The organism is Kocuria sp. UCD-OTCP, assembly GCF_000349605.1.
GTDB lineage: Bacteria > Actinomycetota > Actinomycetes > Actinomycetales > Micrococcaceae > Kocuria > Kocuria rosea.
In genome coordinates this window covers 25,828-45,171 of the sequence record NZ_AOSQ01000017.1, presented here as the reverse complement: position 1 = coordinate 45,171, position 19,344 = coordinate 25,828, and the positions used below count along the sequence as shown (strand labels likewise).

At 74.7% G+C, this 19,344-nt stretch carries 22 protein-coding genes; 18 read left to right on the top strand and 4 right to left on the bottom strand.

Annotated features, from left to right (window positions below):
- The first annotated feature begins 16 nt into the window (after window positions 1-16).
- From miaB to dapF, 3 genes are read left to right on the top strand one after another with little or no spacing between them, the layout of a single operon-like run.
- Complete coding sequence (gene miaB / locus H488_RS25150; RefSeq protein WP_017832908.1) at window positions 17-1,546, top strand: tRNA (N6-isopentenyl adenosine(37)-C2)-methylthiotransferase MiaB; 1,530 nt, start codon at window positions 17-19, stop codon at window positions 1,544-1,546.
- The gene (gene miaA / locus H488_RS25145; RefSeq protein WP_017832907.1) at window positions 1,543-2,463 is read left to right on the top strand and encodes a tRNA (adenosine(37)-N6)-dimethylallyltransferase MiaA; all 921 of its coding nucleotides are present in this window, start codon (window positions 1,543-1,545) and stop codon (window positions 2,461-2,463) included. The genes miaB and miaA overlap by 4 nt, the downstream gene beginning before the upstream one ends.
- A 50-nt stretch (window positions 2,464-2,513) precedes the next feature.
- Entirely contained in the window at window positions 2,514-3,503 is a 990-nt protein-coding gene (gene dapF, locus H488_RS25140; RefSeq protein WP_017832906.1) for a diaminopimelate epimerase, read from the top strand.
- 43 nt (window positions 3,504-3,546) lie between these two features.
- Here dapF and H488_RS25135 read toward each other — a convergent pair whose 3' ends face one another.
- Window positions 3,547-4,209, bottom strand: a complete 663-nt coding sequence (locus H488_RS25135) for a class I SAM-dependent methyltransferase (protein ID WP_017832905.1) — start codon at window positions 4,207-4,209, stop codon at window positions 3,547-3,549.
- Between the two features lie 140 nt (window positions 4,210-4,349).
- Between H488_RS25135 and hflX the strand changes: the two genes are divergently transcribed.
- Together hflX and H488_RS25125 are read left to right on the top strand one after the other, a co-directional pair.
- Window positions 4,350-5,978, top strand: coding sequence for a GTPase HflX (gene hflX / locus H488_RS25130; RefSeq protein ID WP_017832904.1), 1,629 nt, complete (start codon window positions 4,350-4,352; stop codon window positions 5,976-5,978).
- Between the two features lie 4 nt (window positions 5,979-5,982).
- Window positions 5,983-8,061 carry an ATP-dependent DNA helicase gene (locus H488_RS25125; protein WP_017832903.1) on the top strand — a complete coding sequence of 693 codons (2,079 nt, stop codon included), beginning with the start codon at window positions 5,983-5,985 and terminating at the stop codon, window positions 8,059-8,061.
- 166 nt (window positions 8,062-8,227) lie between these two features.
- Here the strand turns inward: H488_RS25125 and lexA are convergent, their stop codons facing one another.
- Window positions 8,228-9,007 (bottom strand): transcriptional repressor LexA, encoded by a 780-nt coding sequence (gene lexA / locus H488_RS25120; protein ID WP_017832902.1) that lies wholly within the window; start codon window positions 9,005-9,007, stop codon window positions 8,228-8,230.
- A gap of 344 nt (window positions 9,008-9,351) precedes the next feature.
- On the opposite strand from lexA, the gene H488_RS25115 reads away from it, so the two are divergent.
- The 7 genes from H488_RS25115 (at window position 9,352) to H488_RS25090 (ending at window position 14,334) form a co-directional block, all read left to right on the top strand.
- Complete coding sequence (locus H488_RS25115; protein WP_017832901.1) at window positions 9,352-9,780, top strand: hypothetical protein; 429 nt, start codon at window positions 9,352-9,354, stop codon at window positions 9,778-9,780.
- A gap of 90 nt (window positions 9,781-9,870) precedes the next feature.
- A complete protein-coding gene (locus H488_RS25110) occupies window positions 9,871-10,974 on the top strand; it encodes a histidinol-phosphate transaminase (protein WP_017832900.1) in 1,104 nt (367 codons plus the stop codon).
- Window positions 10,975-11,118: 144 nt separating this feature from the next.
- Window positions 11,119-11,748 carry an imidazoleglycerol-phosphate dehydratase HisB gene (hisB, locus tag H488_RS25105; protein ID WP_017832899.1) on the top strand — a complete coding sequence of 210 codons (630 nt, stop codon included), beginning with the start codon at window positions 11,119-11,121 and terminating at the stop codon, window positions 11,746-11,748.
- On the top strand, window positions 11,745-12,512 hold the full coding sequence (hisH, locus tag H488_RS25100; RefSeq protein ID WP_017832898.1) for an imidazole glycerol phosphate synthase subunit HisH: 768 nt from the start codon (window positions 11,745-11,747) through the stop codon (window positions 12,510-12,512). Before hisB ends, hisH begins: the two co-directional genes overlap by 4 nt.
- Window positions 12,509-12,670: a hypothetical protein gene (locus tag H488_RS37405; protein ID WP_017832897.1), complete on the top strand. Its 162-nt coding sequence runs from the start codon at window positions 12,509-12,511 to the stop codon at window positions 12,668-12,670. The genes hisH and H488_RS37405 overlap by 4 nt, the downstream gene beginning before the upstream one ends.
- Before the next feature lie 60 nt (window positions 12,671-12,730).
- Window positions 12,731-13,483, top strand: coding sequence for a bifunctional 1-(5-phosphoribosyl)-5-((5-phosphoribosylamino)methylideneamino)imidazole-4-carboxamide isomerase/phosphoribosylanthranilate isomerase PriA (gene priA / locus H488_RS25095; RefSeq protein ID WP_017832896.1), 753 nt, complete (start codon window positions 12,731-12,733; stop codon window positions 13,481-13,483).
- The gene (locus H488_RS25090; RefSeq protein ID WP_017832895.1) at window positions 13,480-14,334 is read left to right on the top strand and encodes an SseB family protein; all 855 of its coding nucleotides are present in this window, start codon (window positions 13,480-13,482) and stop codon (window positions 14,332-14,334) included. The genes priA and H488_RS25090 overlap by 4 nt, the downstream gene beginning before the upstream one ends.
- Window positions 14,335-14,378: 44 nt before the next feature.
- Here the strand turns inward: H488_RS25090 and H488_RS25085 are convergent, their stop codons facing one another.
- Window positions 14,379-14,789: a DUF1844 domain-containing protein gene (locus H488_RS25085; protein ID WP_017832894.1), complete on the bottom strand. Its 411-nt coding sequence runs from the start codon at window positions 14,787-14,789 to the stop codon at window positions 14,379-14,381.
- Window positions 14,790-14,894: 105 nt separating this feature from the next.
- Between H488_RS25085 and H488_RS25080 the strand changes: the two genes are divergently transcribed.
- The 6 genes from H488_RS25080 to H488_RS25055 all read left to right on the top strand — a co-directional run bounded on the left by H488_RS25080 (window position 14,895) and on the right by H488_RS25055 (window position 18,703).
- Window positions 14,895-15,191: a DUF503 domain-containing protein gene (locus H488_RS25080; RefSeq protein ID WP_017832893.1), complete on the top strand. Its 297-nt coding sequence runs from the start codon at window positions 14,895-14,897 to the stop codon at window positions 15,189-15,191.
- 337 nt (window positions 15,192-15,528) lie between these two features.
- Window positions 15,529-16,482 (top strand): translation initiation factor IF-3, encoded by a 954-nt coding sequence (gene infC / locus H488_RS25075; RefSeq protein WP_051063737.1) that lies wholly within the window; start codon window positions 15,529-15,531, stop codon window positions 16,480-16,482.
- Window positions 16,483-16,638: 156 nt separating this feature from the next.
- A complete protein-coding gene (gene rpmI, locus H488_RS25070; RefSeq protein WP_017832891.1) occupies window positions 16,639-16,833 on the top strand; it encodes a 50S ribosomal protein L35 in 195 nt (64 codons plus the stop codon).
- Between the two features lie 94 nt (window positions 16,834-16,927).
- Window positions 16,928-17,317, top strand: a complete 390-nt coding sequence (rplT, locus tag H488_RS25065) for a 50S ribosomal protein L20 (RefSeq protein WP_031282709.1) — start codon at window positions 16,928-16,930, stop codon at window positions 17,315-17,317.
- A 14-nt stretch (window positions 17,318-17,331) separates the two neighbouring features.
- On the top strand, window positions 17,332-18,246 hold the full coding sequence (locus tag H488_RS25060; RefSeq protein ID WP_017832889.1) for a TrmH family RNA methyltransferase: 915 nt from the start codon (window positions 17,332-17,334) through the stop codon (window positions 18,244-18,246).
- Window positions 18,247-18,250: 4 nt separating this feature from the next.
- Window positions 18,251-18,703 carry a (deoxy)nucleoside triphosphate pyrophosphohydrolase gene (locus tag H488_RS25055; protein WP_237740428.1) on the top strand — a complete coding sequence of 151 codons (453 nt, stop codon included), beginning with the start codon at window positions 18,251-18,253 and terminating at the stop codon, window positions 18,701-18,703.
- Between the two features lie 44 nt (window positions 18,704-18,747).
- On the opposite strand, the gene H488_RS25050 is transcribed toward H488_RS25055, so the two are convergent.
- Window positions 18,748-19,176, bottom strand: coding sequence for a DUF4157 domain-containing protein (locus tag H488_RS25050; RefSeq protein ID WP_031282707.1), 429 nt, complete (start codon window positions 19,174-19,176; stop codon window positions 18,748-18,750).
- Between the last annotated feature and the right edge of the window lie 168 nt (window positions 19,177-19,344).

Here is a 19,344-nt window from a genome sequence, read left to right as displayed (position 1 = left end):
GTACAATTGTCCGGTGATGTCGACCCCCGCAGCCCTTTCCCCGGACCCGACCGCGTCCTCCGGCGCGCCCGCCCCGCGCTCCTACGAGGTGCGCACGTTCGGGTGCCAGATGAACGTCCACGACTCCGAGCGGATCACGGGCCTGCTCGAGGCCGCCGGCTACGTCCCCGCCGCCGGCGGCGAGCCGGACCTCGTGGTGTTCAACACGTGCGCCGTGCGCGAGAACGCCGACAACAAGCTCTACGGCAACCTCGGCCAGCTCGTGCCCGCCAAGAAGCGCAACAAGGACCTGCAGATCGCCGTCGGCGGCTGCCTCGCGCAGAAGGACCAGGACACCATCCTCGAGCGGGCGCCGTGGGTGGACGTCGTCTTCGGCACCCACAACATCGGCTCCCTGCCCGCCCTGCTGGAGCGCTCGCGGCACAACGCCGAGGCGCAGCTGGAGATCCTCGACGCCCTCGAGGTGTTCCCCTCGACGCTGCCCACCAAGCGGGACAGCGCCTACTCGGGGTGGGTCTCGATCTCCGTGGGCTGCAACAACACCTGCACGTTCTGCATCGTCCCGTCCCTGCGCGGCAAGGAGAAGGACCGGCGGCCCGGGGAGGTCCTCGCCGAGGTGCAGGCCCTCGTGGACGACGGGGCGGTCGAGGTCACGCTCCTGGGGCAGAACGTGAACTCCTACGGCGTGGAGTTCGGGGACCGCGGGGCGTTCGCCAAGCTGCTGCGGGCGTGCGGGCAGATCGAGGGCCTGGAGCGCGTGCGCTTCACCAGCCCGCACCCGGCCGCGTTCACCGACGACGTCATCGACGCCATGGCGGAGACCCCCAACGTCATGCCGCAGCTGCACATGCCCCTGCAGTCCGGCTCCGACCGGATCCTCAAGGAGATGCGCCGCTCCTACCGCTCGAAGCGGTTCCTCGGGATCCTGGACACGGTCCGCGAGCGCATCCCGGAGGCCGCGATCACCACGGACATCATCGTGGGCTTCCCTGGGGAGACCGAGGAGGACTTCCAGGCCACCCTCGACGTCGTGGCGGCCTCCCGCTTCTCCTCTGCGTACACGTTCCAGTACTCCGTCCGGCCCGGCACCCCCGCGGGGGAGATGGCGGACCAGGTGCCGAAGGCCGTAGTGCAGGAGCGCTTCGAGCGGCTCGTGGCGCTGCAGGACCGGATCGCCGCGGAGGAGAACCGGGCGGTGGTCGGCCGGCAGGTCGAGCTGCTCGTCACCGCGGAGGCCGGCAAGAAGTCCGAGCAGACCCACCGGCTCTCGGGCCGCGCGCGGGACCAGCGGCTCGTCCACTTCTCCGTCCCGGAGGGCGCCGAGGTCCCGCGGCCCGGCGACTTCGTGTCGGTCGTCGTCACCGGCGCCGCCGCCTACCACCTCGTCGCCGACCCCCGGTCCCCGCAGGACTACGCGCTGCGGCGCTCGCGGGCCGGGGACGCCTGGGACCGCCGCCAGGCCGAGTCCTGCGGGGTCCCCGCCGCCCCGGGCGCCGCCGGCCCCGGGCCCGTGAGCCTGGGCATGCCGGGCCTCCCCGTCCGGTGACCCGCTCGGAGCTGCCGGTCGTCGCCGTCGTCGGGCCCACGGGCACCGGCAAGACCGCCCTGGGCGTCGAGCTCGCCCTGCGGCTGGGCGGGGAGGTCGTCAACGCCGACTCCATGCAGTTCTACCGCGGGATGGACATCGGCACCGCCAAGGCGACCGCGGAGGAGCGGCGCGGGGTGCCCCACCACCTCCTCGACGTCCTCGACGTCACCGAGGAGGCCTCGGTCGCGGACTTCCAGCGCGCCGCCCGGACCCGATTCGCAGAAATCCGCGTCCGCGGCCGGGTCCCCGTCCTGGTGGGCGGCTCGGGACTCTACGTGCGCGCGGCCCTGGACGTGCTCGAGCTGCCCGGCACCGACCCCGCGGTGCGGGCCCGGATCGAGGACGAGCTCGCGGCGCGGGGCCCCGGCGCCCTGCGGGAGCGGCTGCGCCAGGTGGATCCGGCGTCCGCCGCCCGGCTGCAGGACGAGCGGCGGCTGGTGCGCGCCCTGGAGGTGTGGGAGCTCACCGGCCGCCCGTTCACGTCCTTCATGCCCCGCCGCGAGCACGTGGAGCCCACGGTGCAGATCGGCCTGGACCTCGAGCGTGCCGCGCTGCACGACCGGCTCGCCCGCCGGGTCGGGGCCATGGTCGAGGCCGGCCTGGAGACCGAGGTGCGCGCCCTGGCGGCCCGCGGGCTGCGCGAGGGGCGCACGGCCTCCCGTGCCCTGGGCTACGGCCAGTTCCTGGACGTGGTGGACGGCCGCGCCACCGTGGCGGAGGCGGTCGAGGCCACCGTGGTGGCCACCCGCCGCTTCGCCCGCCGCCAGCGGACCTGGTTCCGTGCGGACCCCCGGGTGCACTGGCTGGACCCGTCCGCGCCCGGCCTCGCGGAGCGCGCCGCGGACGTCGTCGAACGGGTCGCGGCCGGGGGCTGAACCGCGGACCCGGCCGCGGACCGGCGGCCGGGTCCGCGTATCATGGCCGGGTGACTTCCGCCCAGAGCCCCACCGCCCAGCACGAGGACACCCGCCCCGCCCCGGACACCGCCCCCGGCGCCGACGCCGGCCCCTGGGGGGAGCTCCGGGGCCGCGCCTTCGCCAAGGGCCACGGCACGGGCAACGACTTCGTGCTGCTGACCGACCCGCACGCGGAGCTGGCCCTGGACGCCGAGCTGGTGACCCTGGTGTGCGACCGCCACCGCGGCATCGGGGGGGACGGGCTGATCCGCGCCGTGCGCTCCGAGGCGATCCCCGAGGGGCGGGCCGTCCTCGAGGCGGCGCCGGACGCCGAGTGGTTCATGGACTACCGCAACAACGACGGCTCCGTCGCCGAGATGTGCGGCAACGGGGTGCGGGTCTTCGTCCACTACCTGCTCCAGCGGGGTCTCGCCGCGGTCCCCGAGGGGGACGTGCTGCGCATCGGCACCCGCGCCGGGGTGAAGACCGTGGCCCGCACCGACTCCGGCTACGCCGTGGACATGGGGCCGTGGACCTTCCTCGACGGGGACGCGGCCCGGTCCCGCGGCTCGGACGCCGTCGTGACCGCCGAGGGGCTGAAGGTGCCCCGCCCCGCGCTGTCGATCGGCATGGGCAACCCGCACACCGTCGTGGCGCTCGCGGAGGGGGAGAAGCTCGACCAGCTCGGGCTGCACACTGCTCCCGTCGTGCGCCCGGAGCCCGTGGACGGGACCAACGTCGAGTTCGTGGTCCCCGCCGACGGCGACGACGACGGCGTGGGCCGGGTGCGGATGCGCGTGCACGAGCGCGGCGTGGGCGAGACGCAGTCCTGCGGGACGGGCGCGTGCGCCGCGGCGGCCGCGACGCGCTTCTGGGGCGGCGCCACGGCCCCCGACCAGTGGCTCGTGCAGGTGCCCGGCGGCATCGTCTCCGTGACGTTCGTCCCCGCGCCCGACGGCGCCGAGCACGTGGTGCTGGCCGGACCGGCCGTGCTGGTGGCCGACGGCACCTTCGTCTGAGGCCTGAGGCCTGAGGTTTGTGGGGCGGCCCGGTGCCGGTCGCTCAGTCCCGCCGTTCGACGAGCAGGACCCGGAACCCCTTGTCGGTCGTGTGCCGGGAGACCCGGAAGGCGGCGCCCAGCGCGGTGCCGAGCCACTTCTGCAGCGAGTCCGCCCCGAGGTTCTTCTGCACCACCAGCCACGCCGTGCCGCCCTCGGCCAGCCGCGGCAGCCACTGGAGGAGCAGCTCGTGCAGCTGCTGCTTGCCGATCCGGATGGGCGGATTGGACCAGATGGTGTCGAAGCGCCGCTCCGCGGGCACCTGCTCCGGCAGCAGCGCCTCCACGCCGGTCAGGCCCAGGGCCGCCGCGTTGTCCCGGGTGAGCCCGAGCGAGCGCTCGTTGACGTCCACGGCCGTGACCCGGGCCCCCGGGGCGGCCCCGGCCAGGCTCAGCGCGATCGGGCCCCACCCGCAACCGATGTCCAGGAGCTCCGCCCCGGCGGGGTCGGGAACATTTTCCAGCAGCACGGACGTTCCCTTGTCGAGACCCCGCGGACTGAACACCCCGTTGGAGGTCTGCAGCGAGACCTCCCGCCCCCGCAGCCGCACGGCCACGGACCGCCGCACCTCGGGGACCGAGGGGTCCTCGGAGAAGTAGTGCTCGGTCCCCGGGTTGGGGGTCGCCGGGCCGGCCACGGGATCGGGGGAGTCGGGAGGCGGTGCCATAGCGCCCCATGCTACCGACAGCGCCCGCCCCGCACGCACCGGGAACCGGCGCGGACCCCGCCGGGACGCCCGGCTCCGACGCCGGGATGTCCGGCTCCGCCACTAGAATGTACTGATCAGCATCCCGTCCGAAAGGAACCATGACCCACCCCCGTGAAACCCCTGCCGAGCCCCGCGACGCCGCGGAGCCCGAGAACGGCCTGAGCCGGCAGGACCTGGAGGACGTCGTCGAGCGCGTGCTGTCCCGGGCCCGTGCCCGGGAGCAGGCCGCCGGGCAGGACACCGCCCCCGAGGACGACTCCACCGCGCCGGGCCGGTTCTCCGGCCGGGCCCGGGAGCTGGCCGACGCCGAGGACGGGCACACCGTCCACGACGGCGACCAGCAGGACCTCGAGGAGCGCCGCGCGCTGCGCCGCGTCGCGGGCCTGTCCACCGAGCTCGAGGACGTCACCGAGCTCGAGTACCGCCAGCTGCGCCTGGAGCGCGTGGTGCTGGCCGGGCTGTGGACGGAGGGCACGCTCGCGGAGGCCGAGAACTCCCTGCGCGAACTGGCCGCGCTCGCCGAGACCGCGGGCTCCGAGGTGCTGGACGGCATCGTCCAGCGCCGGCTCAAGCCGGACCCGGCCACGTACCTGGGCTCGGGCAAGGCCAAGGAGCTGCGGGACATCGTCGCCGCGACCGGCGCGGACACCGTCGTCGTCGACTCCGAGCTCGCCCCCTCCCAGCGGCGCGGGCTGGAGGACGTCGTGAAGGTCAAGGTCATCGACCGCACGGGTCTGATCCTCGACATCTTCGCCCAGCACGCCAAGTCCAAGGAGGGCAAGGCCCAGGTCGAGCTCGCCCAGCTCGAGTACCTGCTCCCGCGCCTGCGCGGCTGGGGCGAGTCCCTGTCCCGCCAGGCCGGCGGTCGCGCCGCCGCCGGTGAGGGCATCGGCTCCCGCGGCCCCGGTGAGACCAAGATCGAGCTGGACCGCCGGCGCATCCGCACCCGCATGGCCAAGCTGCGGCGTGAGATCGCCGCGATGAAGCCGGCGCGCGAGACCAAGCGGCTCAACCGCCGCCGCCACTCCGTGCCCTCGGTGGCGATCGCCGGCTACACCAACGCGGGCAAGTCCTCGCTGCTGAACCGGCTCACGGACGCGGGCGTGCTCGTGGAGAACGCCCTGTTCGCCACCCTGGACCCCACGGTCCGCCGCGCGCAGACACCGGACGGCATCGGCTACACGCTCTCGGACACGGTCGGCTTCGTCCGGTCGCTGCCCACGCAGCTCGTCGAGGCGTTCCGCTCCACCCTGGAGGAGGTCGCCGACTCCGACCTCATCCTGCACGTGGTGGACGCCTCCCACCCGGACCCGGAGGGCCAGATCCGCGCGGTGCGCCAGGTCTTCACGGACATCGACGCGCAGAACATCCCCGAGATCATCGCCCTGAACAAGGTGGACGCCGCCGACCCGTTCGTGGTCGAGCGGATCAAGCAGCGCGAGCGCAACGTGGTGGTGGTCTCGGCCCGCACCGGGGAGGGCATCGAGGAGCTGCGGCAGCGGATCAGCGAGTCCATCCCGCGGCCCGAGACGGTGCTGGACCTGCTCGTCCCCTACCAGCGCGGGGACGTGGTCAGCCGGCTGCACGACTGGGACGCGGAGATCCTGCGCACCGAGCACCTGCCCGAGGGCACCCACCTGCTCGTGAAGGTCCGCGAGGACCTCGCGGCCGAGCTCGCGGAGTTCGCCCCCGAGCGCGCTCCCGGCTTCGGCGCCGAGAGCGCCTGAGCGCGTGGCCGCCGCATTCGTGGACGAGTCCGGGCACGACGTCTCGGGCGTGCGCCCGGAGACCCTGCCCGGGGCCAAGGACTCCCTGGCCCTGCTGGACACCGCCGTGACCGCGATGGGCGGGCAGGTCCGGGACGGGCAGCGGCTGATGACCGCCAAGGTGGCCGAGGCCCTGGACCGGGGCCGGCACCTGCTGGTCCAGGCGGGGACCGGCACCGGCAAGTCCCTCGCGTACCTGGCCCCGCTCGTGGAGCACGCCCAGCGCGCGGACAAGCCGGTGGTCGTGGCCACCGCGACGCTCGCGCTGCAGTCGCAGATCGTCGGCCGGGACGTGCCGCGCCTGCTGGCCGCCCTCGAGGGCGAGCTCGAGCGGGACGTGGACGTGGCCCTGCTCAAGGGCCGCAGCAACTACGCGTGCCTGCACAAGATCGAGGGCGGCTACCCGTCCGACGACGAGCCCGGCGCGCTCTTCGCGCTGCCCGACGCCGCCCCGCACCCCGGCCCGCCGCAGCCCGAGGCCGCCGAGAACCCCGGGCGGCTGGGGCAGGAGGTCCAGCGCCTGCGCGAGTGGGCCCGCGAGACCGGGACCGGCGACCGGGACGAGGTGCTCCCCGGGGTCAGCGACCGCGCCTGGCGCCAGGTGTCGGTCACGGCGAAGGAGTGCCTGGGCCGCAGCTGTCCCCTGGTCGAGGACTGCTTCGCGGAGCTCGCCAAGCAGCGGGCCGGTGAGGCCGACATCGTCATCACCAACCACGCCCTGCTCGCGATCAACGCGTTCGAGGGCATCACGGTGCTGCCCGAGCACGACGTCGTGGTCATCGACGAGGCCCACGAGCTCCAGGACCGGGTGACGGGCGCCGTCACCGGACAGCTCTCCGCGGCGATGGTCCGCTCGGCCGCCGCGTCCGCGCGCAAGCACACCTCCGCGAGCCCCGACTCGCTCACCGCCGGGGCCGCCAACCTCGAGGCCGCCCTGATGGGCGCTCCCGCCGAGCTGCTGCACCGCGGCCTCGGGGACGCCCAGGCGGCGGCCGTGGCCCAGATCCGGGACGCCGCCCGCACCGTGATGACCGAGTCCAAGGCCGGTCCCGGGGAGAAGGACGGGGACGCCGGCCGGCAGATGGCCCGCTCCCGGGTGAGCGACGTCCTCGACCTGGCCGAGCGGATCCTCGCCGCCGAGGAGCACCGCGAGGTGCTGTGGATCTCGCGCCAGGGCGGCTGGGAGCCGGGCCGCGGCTACGTGCCCGCGGAGGACACCGACCCGGCGACCCTGCACGTGGCCCCGCTCAGCGTGGCCGGCACCCTGCGGGAGGGGCTCTTCGACGGGCGCACCGTGGTCCTCACCTCCGCCACCCTGTCCGTCGGCTCGTCCTTCGACTCCGCCGCCGGCGCCCTCGGCCTGCGGGGCGAGGGCGCCCCGCGCTGGGAGGGCGTGGACGTCGGCAGCCCGTTCGACTACCCGAAGCAGGGCATCCTCTACCTCGCCAAGCACCTGGAGAAGCCCGGCCGCCGGCTCACGGAGGCCCAGCTGGACGAGATGCTGGCCCTGCTGGAGGCCTCCAGGGGCGGGGCCCTCGGGCTCTTCTCCTCCCGCCGGGCGGCGGAGGAGGCGGCCGAGGCGCTGCGCGGGCGCACCGACCTGCCGATCCTGTGCCAGGGGGAGTCCTCGCTCGCGGGACTCGTCCAGGAGTTCACCGACGACCCGGCCACGAGCCTGTTCGGCACGATGAGCCTGTGGCAGGGCGTCGACGTCCCGGGGGCCTCGTGCCGGCTCGTGATGATCGACCGGATCCCCTTCCCGCGCCCGGACGACCCGCTGGCGAGCGCCCGCAGCCGCGCCGCGGAACGGGCCGGCGGCAACGGGTTCATGTCCGTGTCCGCGACGCACGCGGCCGTGCGGCTCGCCCAGGGGGCCGGGCGGCTCATCCGCGCGGGCGGGGACCGGGGCGTCGTGGCGATCCTGGACTCCCGGATCGCGACCGCCCGCTACGGCGGCTTCCTCCGCGGGTCCCTGCCGCCGCTGTGGACCACCACGGACCGCCAGGTGGTGCTCGGCGCCCTGCAGCGGCTCTCCGTGGGCTGAGCACGTCCCGCTGCCGCCCGGGGGGTCTGCCCGGACCGCGCCGGGCCCGCACGGGGTCCGGACAGCAGGGTGTCCGAACAACAGGGTGTCCGGACGGCGGCCGGCCCGGACGGCAACGGGCCCCCCACCGGCGGCGGAGGGCCCGGGTGCCGGGGCGTGCGGCGGCTCAGAGGCTGCGCAGCACCGAGACGACCTTGCCCATCACGGTGGCGTGGTCGCCGAGGATCGGCTCGTAGCGCGTGTTCTGCGGCAGCAGCCAGGTGTGGCCGTCCCGCTGGCGGAAGGTCTTGACCGTGGCCTCGTCGTCGAGCAGGGCGGCCACGATGTCCCCGTTGTCGGCGGCGCTCTGCCGGCGCACCACCACCCAGTCGCCGTCGCAGATCGCGGCGTCGATCATCGAGTCGCCCTTGACGCGCAGCATGAACAGCTCGCCGTGCCCGACCAGCTGGCGGGGCAGCGCGAGGACGTCCTCCACGGACTGCTCGGCCGTGATCGGCCCGCCGGCGGCGATGTGGCCCACCAGGGGGACCATCGTCACGTCCGCCGAGGTGGACAGCTCGGCCACGGCGTTCTGGGCGGCGGGACGAGCGGTCCGGCCCGCCGGTGCCGCCGGGGCCTCCTCCGACGGCTCGGCGGACTCCGCCCCGGCGGTCCCGCGCAGCTGCAGGGGAGTGAGCACCTCCATGGCCCGCGGGCGCTTGGGGTCGCGGCGCAGATAGCCCAGCTTCTCGAGCTGGGCGAGCTGGTGGGTGACGCTGGAGAGCGAGGCCAGGCCCACGAGGTCCCCGATCTCCCGCATGGACGGCGGATAGCCGTGCTCGGCGATGGAGCGCTGGATGGCCTCGAGGATGGTGCGCTGGCGCACGGTGAGCCCGCGGCTGCGCGAGCGTGCCCCGGGGCGGGCGCCCCGGGCGCGGGGCTCCTCGGGGGTGGGGGGCTGGGCCATGGGAGCGTCGTCCTTTCCCGTCCGGCTGCAGGTGCCGCAGCCGGTCTGCGCGGTCCCGGTTCCGATGTCGGACCCGGGTGGTTCGATGGGTCCCGGTCGGCAGGCGCAGAGGGTCCGCAGCGCGCGCCGGCCGGGGGCCCGGACCTGTCCTCAGCCTAGGCGACACGCCGTGTGTGTTCAAACATATGTACGACCCGCTGTCGACAGCATTCGCAGACACGTGCTAGACATGGGTCATCGGTATTCGAAAGTATGTTCGATCGAATGGAGGCCCGCGAGGGTCGTCGACCGGACCGGTGTTCGAGATCGCCCGCTCCGTGCGGGAACGTCAAGGAGTTCATGTCATGAGTGCCAGTGCCACCCTCACCCCCGTCGTCGCCCGCCGCCGCGAGTCCGCAGGATCCGCCCGGGGGCTCGGCCGTGCGCTCCGGCGGGCCCGTCCCGCCCGCTCCGCGTCCCGCACCCCGCTGACCCTGACCCGCCGCGGCCGCCTGGTGTTCCTGGGGCTGCCCGTCCTGGCCGGCTCCGCCGCCCTGGTGGTGCTCGCCGTGATCTTCCTCGTCCCCTCGACGGCCACGGCCACGAGCGCACCCGTCCCGGGCTCCGGGACCGAGCAGACCACCGTGTTCCCCGGGCAGAGCCTGTGGGAGCTCGCCGTGGTGGCCGACCCGGACCGGGACCCGCGGGAGGTCATGGACGAGATCGTGGAGCTCAACGACCTGGACAGCTCCGTGCTCGTGGCCGGCCAGCTCCTCGAGGTCCCGGCCGCCTGAGCCGCCCGCCCGATCAGCACGCCCCGCTCTGTGCACCCCGATCTGTACGCCCCGATCTGTACGCCCCGGGCGGAGCACTAAACTGTCCGGGTGACGCAGAACCTGGACCGACTCAACGCCCTCCCGCTCCGCGACGACCTGCGCGGCAAGACGCCGTACGGCGCCCCGCAGCTCGACGTCGCCGTGGCGCTCAACACCAACGAGAACACCCATCCGGTCCCGGCGGACGTGCACGCGGCGATCGTCCGGGAGGTCACCGAGGCGGCCTGGACCCTCAACCGGTACCCGGACCGCGAGTTCACCGCCCTGCGCGAGGAGCTCGCCGCGTACCTCGGCCACGGGCTCGGGCCCGGGAACCTGTGGGCGGCCAACGGGTCCAACGAGATCCTGCAGCAGATCCTGCAGGCCTTCGGCGGCCCGGGCCGCACCCTGCTCAGCTTCGTCCCCACCTACTCGATGTACCCGCTGCTGGCCTCCGGCACGCACACCGGCTTCGTCGCCGGGGAGCGGGCGGCGGACTTCGGCCTGTCCGCGGAGTCCGCGGCCGAGCAGGTGCGCCGGCACCGCCCCGACGTGGTCTTCCTCTGCTCGCCCAACAACCCGACCGGCACCGCGCTGGGCTCGGACGTGGTCACCGCCGTGTACGAGGCGGGGGAGGAGTTCCGCACCGTCGTGGTGGTCGACGAGGCGTACGCGGAGTTCTCCCACGGCGGCACCCCCACCGCGCTCACGCTGCTCGAGGGCCGGCCCCGGCTGATCGTCTCCCGCACCATGAGCAAGGCGTTCGCGCTCGCCGGCGCCCGCCTCGGCTACTTCGCGGCGGCGCCGGAGGTCGCCGACGCCGTGCGCCTGGTCCGGCTGCCGTACCACCTCTCCGCCGTCACCCAGGCCACGGCCCTGGCGGCCCTGCGCCACTCGGAGTCGCTGCTGGCCAACGTGGAGGACATCAAGGTCCAGCGCGACCGGATCGTCGACGAGCTCAAGCGGATCGGGCTGGAGCCGGCCGAGTCGGACTCCAACTTCGTGTTCTTCGGCGGCATGGAGGACTCCCGGGCCGTGTGGGGGGAGCTGCTCGAGGACGGGGTGCTCGTGCGGGACGTCGGGATCCCCGGCCACCTGCGCGTCACCGCCGGCACCGAGGAGGAGACCACCGCGTTCCTGACCAGCATGGAGCGGATCGTCTCCGCCGGCTGAGGGGCCCCGGGGCCGGGTCCTCCCGACCCGGATAGCATGGAGGCAGACCACCACCACCGGGCCCGGGGCGCCGCCGTGCGTCCCGGCCCGGACCATCCGCGGCCCACCGACGGCCGTGCCGCGCCCGCGAGGAGTTCCCACCGAATGAGCGACCAGACCACCACCGGCACCCGTGCGCCCCGCCGCGCCGCCCTGGAGCGGCGCACGAGCGAGTCCACGGTGTCCGTCGAGATCGACCTCGACGGCACCGGCGAGAACGACATCGACACCTCGGTGCCCTTCTACGACCACATGCTCACCGCGCTGTCGAAGCACTCCCTGATCGACATGCGGATCCGGGCGACCGGGGACACCCACATCGACGTCCACCACACCGTCGAGGACACCGCGATCGTCCTCGGGGACGCCCTGCGCCAGGCGCTGGGCGAGAAGGCCGGGATCCGCCGGTTCGGCGAGGCCACCGTCCCGCTGGACGAGGCCCTGGCCAACGCCGTGGTCGACATCTCCGGCCGGCCCTACGCGGTGCACACCGGCGAGCCGGAGGGCCAGCAGTACCACCTCATCGGCGGGCACTTCACCGGCTCCATGGTCCAGCACGTCTTCGAGTCCCTGGCCCACCACGCCGGGATCTGCCTGCACGTCACGCTGCTGGCCGGCCGGGACCCGCACCACATCGCCGAGGCCCAGTTCAAGGCCCTGGCCCGCGCGCTGCGCCAGGCCGTGGAGCCCGATCCCCGGGTCCGCGGCATCCCGTCCACGAAGGGGGCCCTGTGAGCGCCGACGGCACCGCCGCGACCGACGGCGCCGCCCGGCCCACCGTCACGGTCCTCGACTACGGCGCCGGCAACGTGCGCTCGGCCGTGCGCGCCCTCGAGGCCGCCGGCGCGGACGTGGTGCTCAGCGCCGACCCCGAGGCGGTGCTCGACGCCGACGGCCTCGTGGTCCCCGGCGTCGGCGCGTTCGCCGCCGTCATGGACGGCCTGCGCTCCGTGGACGCGCTGCGCCTGATCGGCCGCCGCCTCGCCGGCGGACGGCCCGTGCTGGGCATCTGCGTGGGCCTGCAGGTCCTCTTCGACTCCGGGGTGGAGCACGGCCAGGAGACCGAGGGCATGGGCGAGTGGCCCGGCGTCGTCGAACGGCTGAAGGCCGACGTCGTCCCGCACATGGGCTGGAACACGGTCGACCCGCCCGAGGGCAGCGTCCTGTTCCGGGGCATCGAGGACCAGCGCTTCTACTTCGTGCACTCCTACGGGGTGCAGGAGTGGGACTTCCCGCAGAGCATCCAGAAGATGCGGCCGCCGCAGGTCACCTGGTCCGACCACGGCGGGCGCTTCATCGCCGCTGTGGAGAACGGGGCCCTGTGCGCCACGCAGTTCCACCCCGAGAAGTCCTCCGAGGCGGGCATCCAGCTGCTGCGCAACTGGCTCGGCACCCTGCCTCGCACGGGACGCCTCGACCACCTCAAGGCCGGCGACCCCCTCGGCGGGGACACCCTGGCCGGCCGGCCGACCCTGGAGAGCCAGGACGGCGCCGCGTGAGCGCGGCCGTCGTCGTCATGGTGCTCGGGGCGTTCGTCGCCGGCGGCGCCATCTCGTTCCACCAGCAGCGCAAGCCGCTGTGGACGGTCGTCCTCCTGGCCGCCGTCGCGGCGGCCCTCGTCGGCTACGGCTGGTACGCCTGGTTCCAGGGCCGCTGAGCCCCGGGCCCACCCCGAACGCCCGCACACCCGCACCCGAGCACCGAGAGAAGAGAACCCATGTCCCTGAGCGAGACCCCCCGCCTCCAGCTGCTGCCCGCCGTCGACGTCGCGGACGGCCAGGCCGTGCGCCTGGTCCAGGGCGAGGCCGGCTCCGAGACCGGCTACGGCGACCCGCTCGAGGCCGCCCTCGCGTGGCAGGAGGCCGGCGCCGAGTGGATCCATCTCGTGGACCTCGACGCCGCCTTCGGCCGCGGCGACAACATCGACGTCCTCCGCCGCGTGGCCGCCGAGCTGGAGCTGAAGGTCGAGATGTCCGGCGGCATCCGCGACGACGCCTCGCTGGAGCGGGCGCTGTCCCTGGACCCCGCGCGGATCAACCTGGGCACCGCGGCCCTCGAGAACCCCGAGTGGACGCAGAAGGTCATCGCCGAGCACGGCGACGTCATCGCGGTGGGCCTCGACGTGCGGGGCACCGTGCTCGCCGCCCGCGGCTGGACCGAGGAGGGCGGGGACCTCTGGGAGGTCCTGGACCGCCTCGAGGAGCACGGCTGCGCCCGCTACGTGGTCACCGACGTCACCAAGGACGGCACCCTCAAGGGCCCCAACCTGGAGCTGCTGCAGGAGGTCGCGACCCGCACCGACAAGCCCGTGGTCGCCTCCGGGGGGATCTCCTCCCTCGAGGACCTCGCCGCCCTGCGCACCCTGGTGCCCTCCGGCGTCGAGGGCGCGATCGTGGGCAAGGCCCTCTACGCGGGCCGCTTCACCCTCGAGGAGGCCCTCGACGTGGCGGGCCGGCCGGGAGCGCGGTGACCGAGCGGCCCCTGCCGGCGCACATCGCCGCCCAGCTCGCGGGCGCGGGCGGCACGGAGGACACCGGCGGCCAGGCCTGGGCCGGGCGCGACCTGGGGGAGGGCACCAGCCACACCCACCGCTTCCCCGACGACGACGGCGCCGCCGCCCCGGCCGTGCTGCAGGCCCTCGAGGACCTGCGCGCGGGGAGGGGGGACGAGTCCGCGGTGGTCGCCGCGCTGGCCGGGACCCGGGTGTTCGTGCCCGTCGTGGCCGAGGTCTCGGCCTCGACCGTGACCGAGGCCGGTCTGGTGGCCGACAAGGAGGCCGACATGGCCCTCGTGTCCCTGCGGGCGGCGGACGGCCGGCAGGTGCTGCCGGTCTTCACGTCCACCGCGGCGCTCGCGCACTGGCACGACCGGGCGCGGCCGGTGGCCACGGACGTCCGCCGGGCGGCCGTGGCCGCGGTCAAGGACGGCACCCAGCTGCTCGTGCTCGACCCGGGCACGGAGCTCCCGTTCGTCGTGCGCCGCCCGGCCCTCTGGGCGCTGGCCCAGGGCAGGACCTGGACGCCCTCCTACCGCAGCCCGGCGGTCGGGGCGGCCGTGCGGCGCTGCGCCGAGGACCTGCCCGGGGTGCTCGGCGTGGGGACGGCCCCCGGCGACGGGGTGGCCGTGCGCGCCGCGGACGGGGTGGTCGTCCGGGGCGGCGGGGCGGGCCCCGAGCTGGCCGTGGTGCTGTCCCTGCGCGCCGGGCTCGACCGGGCGCAGCTGGACGACGTCGTCGCCCGCTTCCAGGCCCGGCTGAGCGTCGAGCCGGCCCTCGCGGAGGACGTGGACTCGATGCAGCTGCGTCTCACGACGGCGGGCTGACCCGGGGAACCCGGATCAGCCCGCGGCACGCGGGGTGACGGTCCTCAGGTGACGGGACCCGTGAACCGCTCGCCGGGTCCCTGGCCGGGGGCGTCCGGGTAGCGCGAGGCCTCCCGGAACGCGAGCTGCAGGGTGCGCAGGCCGTCGCGCAGCGGAGCGGCGTGCTGCGAGCCGATCTCCGGGGCCGCGGCGGTGACGAAGCCGGCCAGCGCGGTGATGAGCTTGCGCGCCTCGTCGAGGTCCTTGAGCTCCTCCGCGTCCTCGCCGGCGGCGAGACCGCACTTCACGGCGGCGGCGCTCATGAGGTGCACGGCCGCGGTCGTGATGACCTCGATGGCGGGGACCTCCGCGATGTCGCGCATCTGCTCGTCGACGGCGCTGACCGTCTCCTGCGGGATCTCCTGGCCGGACCGTGCGGCGTCGTCGTCGAAGCGGAAGGTGTTCTCGGAAGTCATGTCCCAACTCTGCCACACCGCTGTCCGCCGCCCGGACCGTCCCGGCCCCGCCGGCACTATCCTGCTGGGGAGGCCGGGGGACGGCAGGGAGGAGGCGGGGACGCCGTGTGGATCGGGTGGATCGAGTTCGACGTGCTCCTGGGGGACGTGCACTCCCTCAAGGGCAAGCGCTCCGTGGTGCGGCCCCTCGTCGCGGAGCTGCGCCGCAGGTTCCCCGTGACCGCGGCCGAGGTCGGCCACCTGGAGCTCCACCGCCGGGCCCTGGTGGGCACCGCCGTGGTCGCGGCCGACGCCGCCCGCCTCGTCGAGGTCCTCGACGACGTCGAGCGCTTCGTCGCCGCCCGCCCGGAGACGGAGCTGCTCTCGGCCCGCCGGGCCCTGCACAGCACCGAGGACGAGTGACAGCGCGCACGCCCGCCGTTTCCCGAACCGGCGGCCCATGGGCTAGACTGGTCGGCAGTGTGCAAGTGGAGGAGACTCCCACCCGCGCCGGCCACGGTCCCCGATCCGCTCGGACGACCTGATCACGGCCGCCGGGTCCGCGACGACATCGTCCGCACGACGGCACGGCCGGGAGTTCCCGCGTCCGCTCCGTCACGCAGCGCGCCACCCCCGGGTGGCGCACCGATGAGCCTCCGCTTGCCGACCGCAGCGGGGGCTTTTTGTCGTTGCGGACCGGACCGAACCATGAGGTCCCCGGAAACCTCCGGGCGACCACGCAGAACATCAGGAGCACGGCATTAGCGATCCACGTATCAATGACAGAATCCGAGTCCCCGAAGTCCGTCTCGTCGGACCCGCAGGCGAGCAGGTCGGCATCGTCCGCGTCGAGGACGCACTGAGGCTGGCCCGCGAATCGGATCTCGATCTGGTCGAGGTGGCGCCCAACGCCAAGCCGCCGGTGGCCAAGCTCATGGACTTCGGCAAGTACAAGTACGAGGCCGCGGTCAAGGCCCGGGAGTCGCGCAAGAACCAGACGAACACGGTCCTCAAGGAGGTCCGGTTCCGGCTCAAGATCGACACCCACGACTACGAGACCAAGGTCGGCCACGCCAAGCGGTTCCTCGGGGCCGGCGACAAGGTCAAGGCCATGATCCAGTTCCGCGGCCGCGAGCAGCAGCGCCCCGAGATGGGCGTCCGCCTGCTCGAGCGCTTCGCGAACGACGTCGCGGAGGTCGGCGCGGTCGAGTCGAGCCCCCGGGTCGACGGCCGCAACATGGTGATGGTCGTGGGCCCGCTGAAGAACAAGGCCGAGGCCAAGGCCGAGGCGCGCCGCCAGAAGCAGCGCGACGAGGCGAAGGCCGAGAACGAGCGCAAGGCGAAGGACAAGATCGACACGTCCTCCGCGGCGCCCGTGACCCAGTCGATCGGGGACGCGTTCCCGGCCGAGCTGCGCGAACGGGCCGGGCAGGCCGAGGAACCGGTGCAGCAGCCGGCCCCGGAGCCCGAGGTCCCGGAGACGGCGCAGGCCGCCGCCCCCGAGCCCGAGGTCGCCGAGCCGGAGGCGCCCGAGGCCGTCGAGGCCCCGGAGCCCGAGGTCGCGGAGGCGCCCGAGGTCGTCGAGGCCCCGGCGCCGAAGGCCGCCCCGAAGCCGCCGGCCCCGAAGGCCCCGGCGCCCACGGCCCCGGCCGCGGCGCCGAAGGCTCCCCGGCCCGGTCCCAAGCCGGGCGCCAAGCCCGGGCCCCAGGCCTGAGCGGCGCACGACCTTCCGCGCGAGCGGAGCAGAACTGACAGCGCCCCGCGGCGCGCAGCCGGTCCCGGTTGCGCCCAGGGGCACCGTGGAGGTGCGGCGGACGTCGCCGTGCCCTCCGGTGGCCACCACCGGAAGAAACGCAAGGAGAGCGGCCACATGCCGAAGATGAAGACCCACAGCGGGGCGAAGAAGCGCTTCAAGCTCACCGGTACCGGCAAGGTGAAGCGCCAGCAGGCCAACCGCCGCCACTACCTGGAGCACAAGTCCTCGCGGCTGACCCGCCGCCTGGCCTCCGACCAGATCGTGGCCCCCGGCGACGCCAAGGTCATCAAGAAGATGCTGGGCAAGTAGTCCCCACCGCATCCCCCGGGGAGTCCGACTCCCCGCCCCGCACAGATTTGACCTCCCGGCCGCGCGGCCGGGACCGAAGTGAAGGAGTACACACGTGGCACGTGTGAAGCGGGCGGTCAACGCCCACAAGAAGCGCCGGGAAATCCTCGAGCAGGCCTCCGGCTACCGCGGCCAGCGCTCGCGCCTGTACCGCAAGGCGAAGGAGCAGGTCACCCACTCGTTCGTCTACAGCTACAACGACCGCCGGAAGCGCAAGGGCGACTTCCGCCGGCTGTGGATCCAGCGCATCAACGCCGCGGCCCGCGCCAACGGCCTGACCTACAACCGCTTCATCCAGGGCCTCAAGGCCGCCGAGGTGGAGGTCGACCGCCGGATGCTCGCCGAGCTGGCCGTGAACGACCAGCAGGCGTTCGCCGGTCTGGTCGAGATCGCGAAGAACGCCCTGCCGGAGGACACCTCCGCGCCGCGCGAAGCCGCCGCCTGAGCACAGTCGGAGCAGTGAACCTCACGGAGCGCCTGGCCGCCCAGCCGATGTCCAACCCCCGAGCCGATCGGGTCAGGGACGTCGCGGGACTGGCCGGGCGCTCCGCGCGTTCCAAGCGCGGGCTGTTCCTCGCCGAGGGCCCGCAGAACGCCCGCGAGGCCCTCGCCCGGCATCCGGAGTCCCCGTGCGTGGACGCCGTCTACGTCACCGAGGACGCCCTGGGCCGCCACCCGGACATCGCCGCGCTCCTCGAGCGCGTGGCCGAGGACCGCTCCGTGTTCGTGCGCCTCGTGACGCGGGAGGTCCTCGCCGCGATGAGCGACGCGGTGACCCCGCAGGGCGTCGTCGTCGTGTGCCGCCCCCTCGACGCGGACCTCGGGGCCGTGCTCGCCGCCCGGCCGCGGCTCGTGGCCGTGCTGGCCCGGGTCCAGGACCCCGGCAACGCCGGCACCGTGCTGCGCGCGGCGGACGCCGCCGGCGCGGACGCGGTGGTGCTCACCGCCGGCAGCGTGGACGTCTACAACCCCAAGACCGTGCGCTCGACCGCCGGCTCCCTCTTCCACCTGCCCGTCGTCGTGGGCGCCGACCTGCCCGCGCTGCTCGGGGCCGCCCGCGCCGCCGGGTGCGGCGTGCTGGCCGCCGACGGCCACGGGGACGTCGACCTCGACCGCCTCCAGGACGCCTCCGCCGCCCGGGCCGCCGGCGCGGACGGGGTCGACACCCCCTACGACCTGGCGCGCCCCACCGTGTGGCTCTTCGGCAACGAGGCCCGGGGACTGTCGGAGGAGGAGAAGGCGCTGGCCGACCACCGCGTCGCCGTGCCGGTGCACGGCCGGGCGGAGTCCCTCAACGTCGGCACCGCCGCCACCGTGTGCCTCTACGCCTCGGCCCGGGCCCAGCGGCGCCCCGGCGCCGGGGACGGGCACTGAGCCCGTGACCGCTCCGTTGCCCGCCGCGTACCGCACCCAGGTGGTCGGCGCCGCCCTCCTCGACGACGCCCGCCGCCCCACGGCCTTCCTCGCCGCGCAGCGGGCCTACCCCGAGGCCCTGCGGGGCCTGTGGGAGTTCCCCGGCGGCAAACAGGAGCCGGACGAGAGCTGCGAGCAGGCCCTGGTGCGGGAGTGCGCCGAGGAGCTCGGCGTGGACGTCCGGCTGCTCGCGGAGGTGCGCGGACCGCACGCCCAGGGCTGGCCGCTCAAGGACACCGCGGCGATGCGGGTCTGGACGGCCGTGGCCGCCGGCGGCGACCCCCGGCCCGTGCTGGGGGAGGACCACCTGGCCGTGCGGTGGCTCCCGCTCGCCGACCCCGCCGCCGCGCTCGAGCTCCCCTGGATCCCGGCCGACCTGCCGATCGTGCACGCCCTGCTGGACCACCTGCGGGGCTGACCCGGTCCGTGCCGGCCGGAGCGGGTCAGGTGGCGGCGCGCCGGTCAGCCGTGGTGGCGGGGGGCGGGGGCGTAGCCGCCGTCGGCGAGACCGGCCCCGATCTCGAAGGGGTTGCGGTGCGCCGGGTGCCCGCAGCGCAGCACCGACCACCCCGCGGCCAGGAGGTAGGCCGGCAGGAAGGGCAGGCCCAGCCACTGCGCCCACTGGGTCGCGTGGCGGGACTCGTGGGCCACGAGCCGGGGGCGGGCCGCGACGTCGTCGATCCCGGCGCGGAACAGGACCACGTTGCCCACGGTGAACGCCCCGGCCCGGGGCAGCCGGGGCCGGTAGCCGAAGCCCAGGATCAGCCCCTCCGGGCCGCGGACCAGCTTCGTCCGGGAGGCCGCGGCGACCAGCAGCCCCAGCGGGGTGGACAGGTTCGCCATGTTCCACACCTGCCGCAGGCGCGCCGCCCGGCTCGGTTCGGGTGTCATGGCACCAGCCTAGATCCGCTCGGCGCACCCCGTCCGGGCCGACGATCGCCACGCCTGCGATCACCCGGGCACGGAAGCAGCGGGGCAGCGCCGGCACTCCTCCGCGCCGGACCGCGCCGCGCTCCGGTACCACCGGGTCGTCGACGTGCCGGAGAAGCGGTGGGCGGA

Bases quoted from the DNA above. Each gene is read 5' to 3' on its own strand.
- priA (WP_017832896.1), top strand. From the start codon at position 12,731: ATGTCCCTGAGCGAGACCCCCCGCCTCCAGCTGCTGCCCGCCGTCGAC.
- H488_RS25135 (WP_017832905.1), bottom strand. From the start codon at position 4,209: ATGGCACCGCCTCCCGACTCCCCCGATCCCGTGGCCGGCCCGGCGACC.
- H488_RS25115 (WP_017832901.1), top strand. From the start codon at position 9,352: ATGAGTGCCAGTGCCACCCTCACCCCCGTCGTCGCCCGCCGCCGCGAG.
- hisB (WP_017832899.1), top strand. From the start codon at position 11,119: ATGAGCGACCAGACCACCACCGGCACCCGTGCGCCCCGCCGCGCCGCC.
- H488_RS25085 (WP_017832894.1), bottom strand. From the start codon at position 14,789: ATGACTTCCGAGAACACCTTCCGCTTCGACGACGACGCCGCACGGTCC.
- lexA (WP_017832902.1), bottom strand. From the start codon at position 9,007: ATGGCCCAGCCCCCCACCCCCGAGGAGCCCCGCGCCCGGGGCGCCCGC.
- H488_RS25050 (WP_031282707.1), bottom strand. From the start codon at position 19,176: ATGACACCCGAACCGAGCCGGGCGGCGCGCCTGCGGCAGGTGTGGAAC.
- hflX (WP_017832904.1), top strand. From the start codon at position 4,350: ATGACCCACCCCCGTGAAACCCCTGCCGAGCCCCGCGACGCCGCGGAG.
- rpmI (WP_017832891.1), top strand. From the start codon at position 16,639: ATGCCGAAGATGAAGACCCACAGCGGGGCGAAGAAGCGCTTCAAGCTC.
- miaB (WP_017832908.1), top strand. From the start codon at position 17: ATGTCGACCCCCGCAGCCCTTTCCCCGGACCCGACCGCGTCCTCCGGC.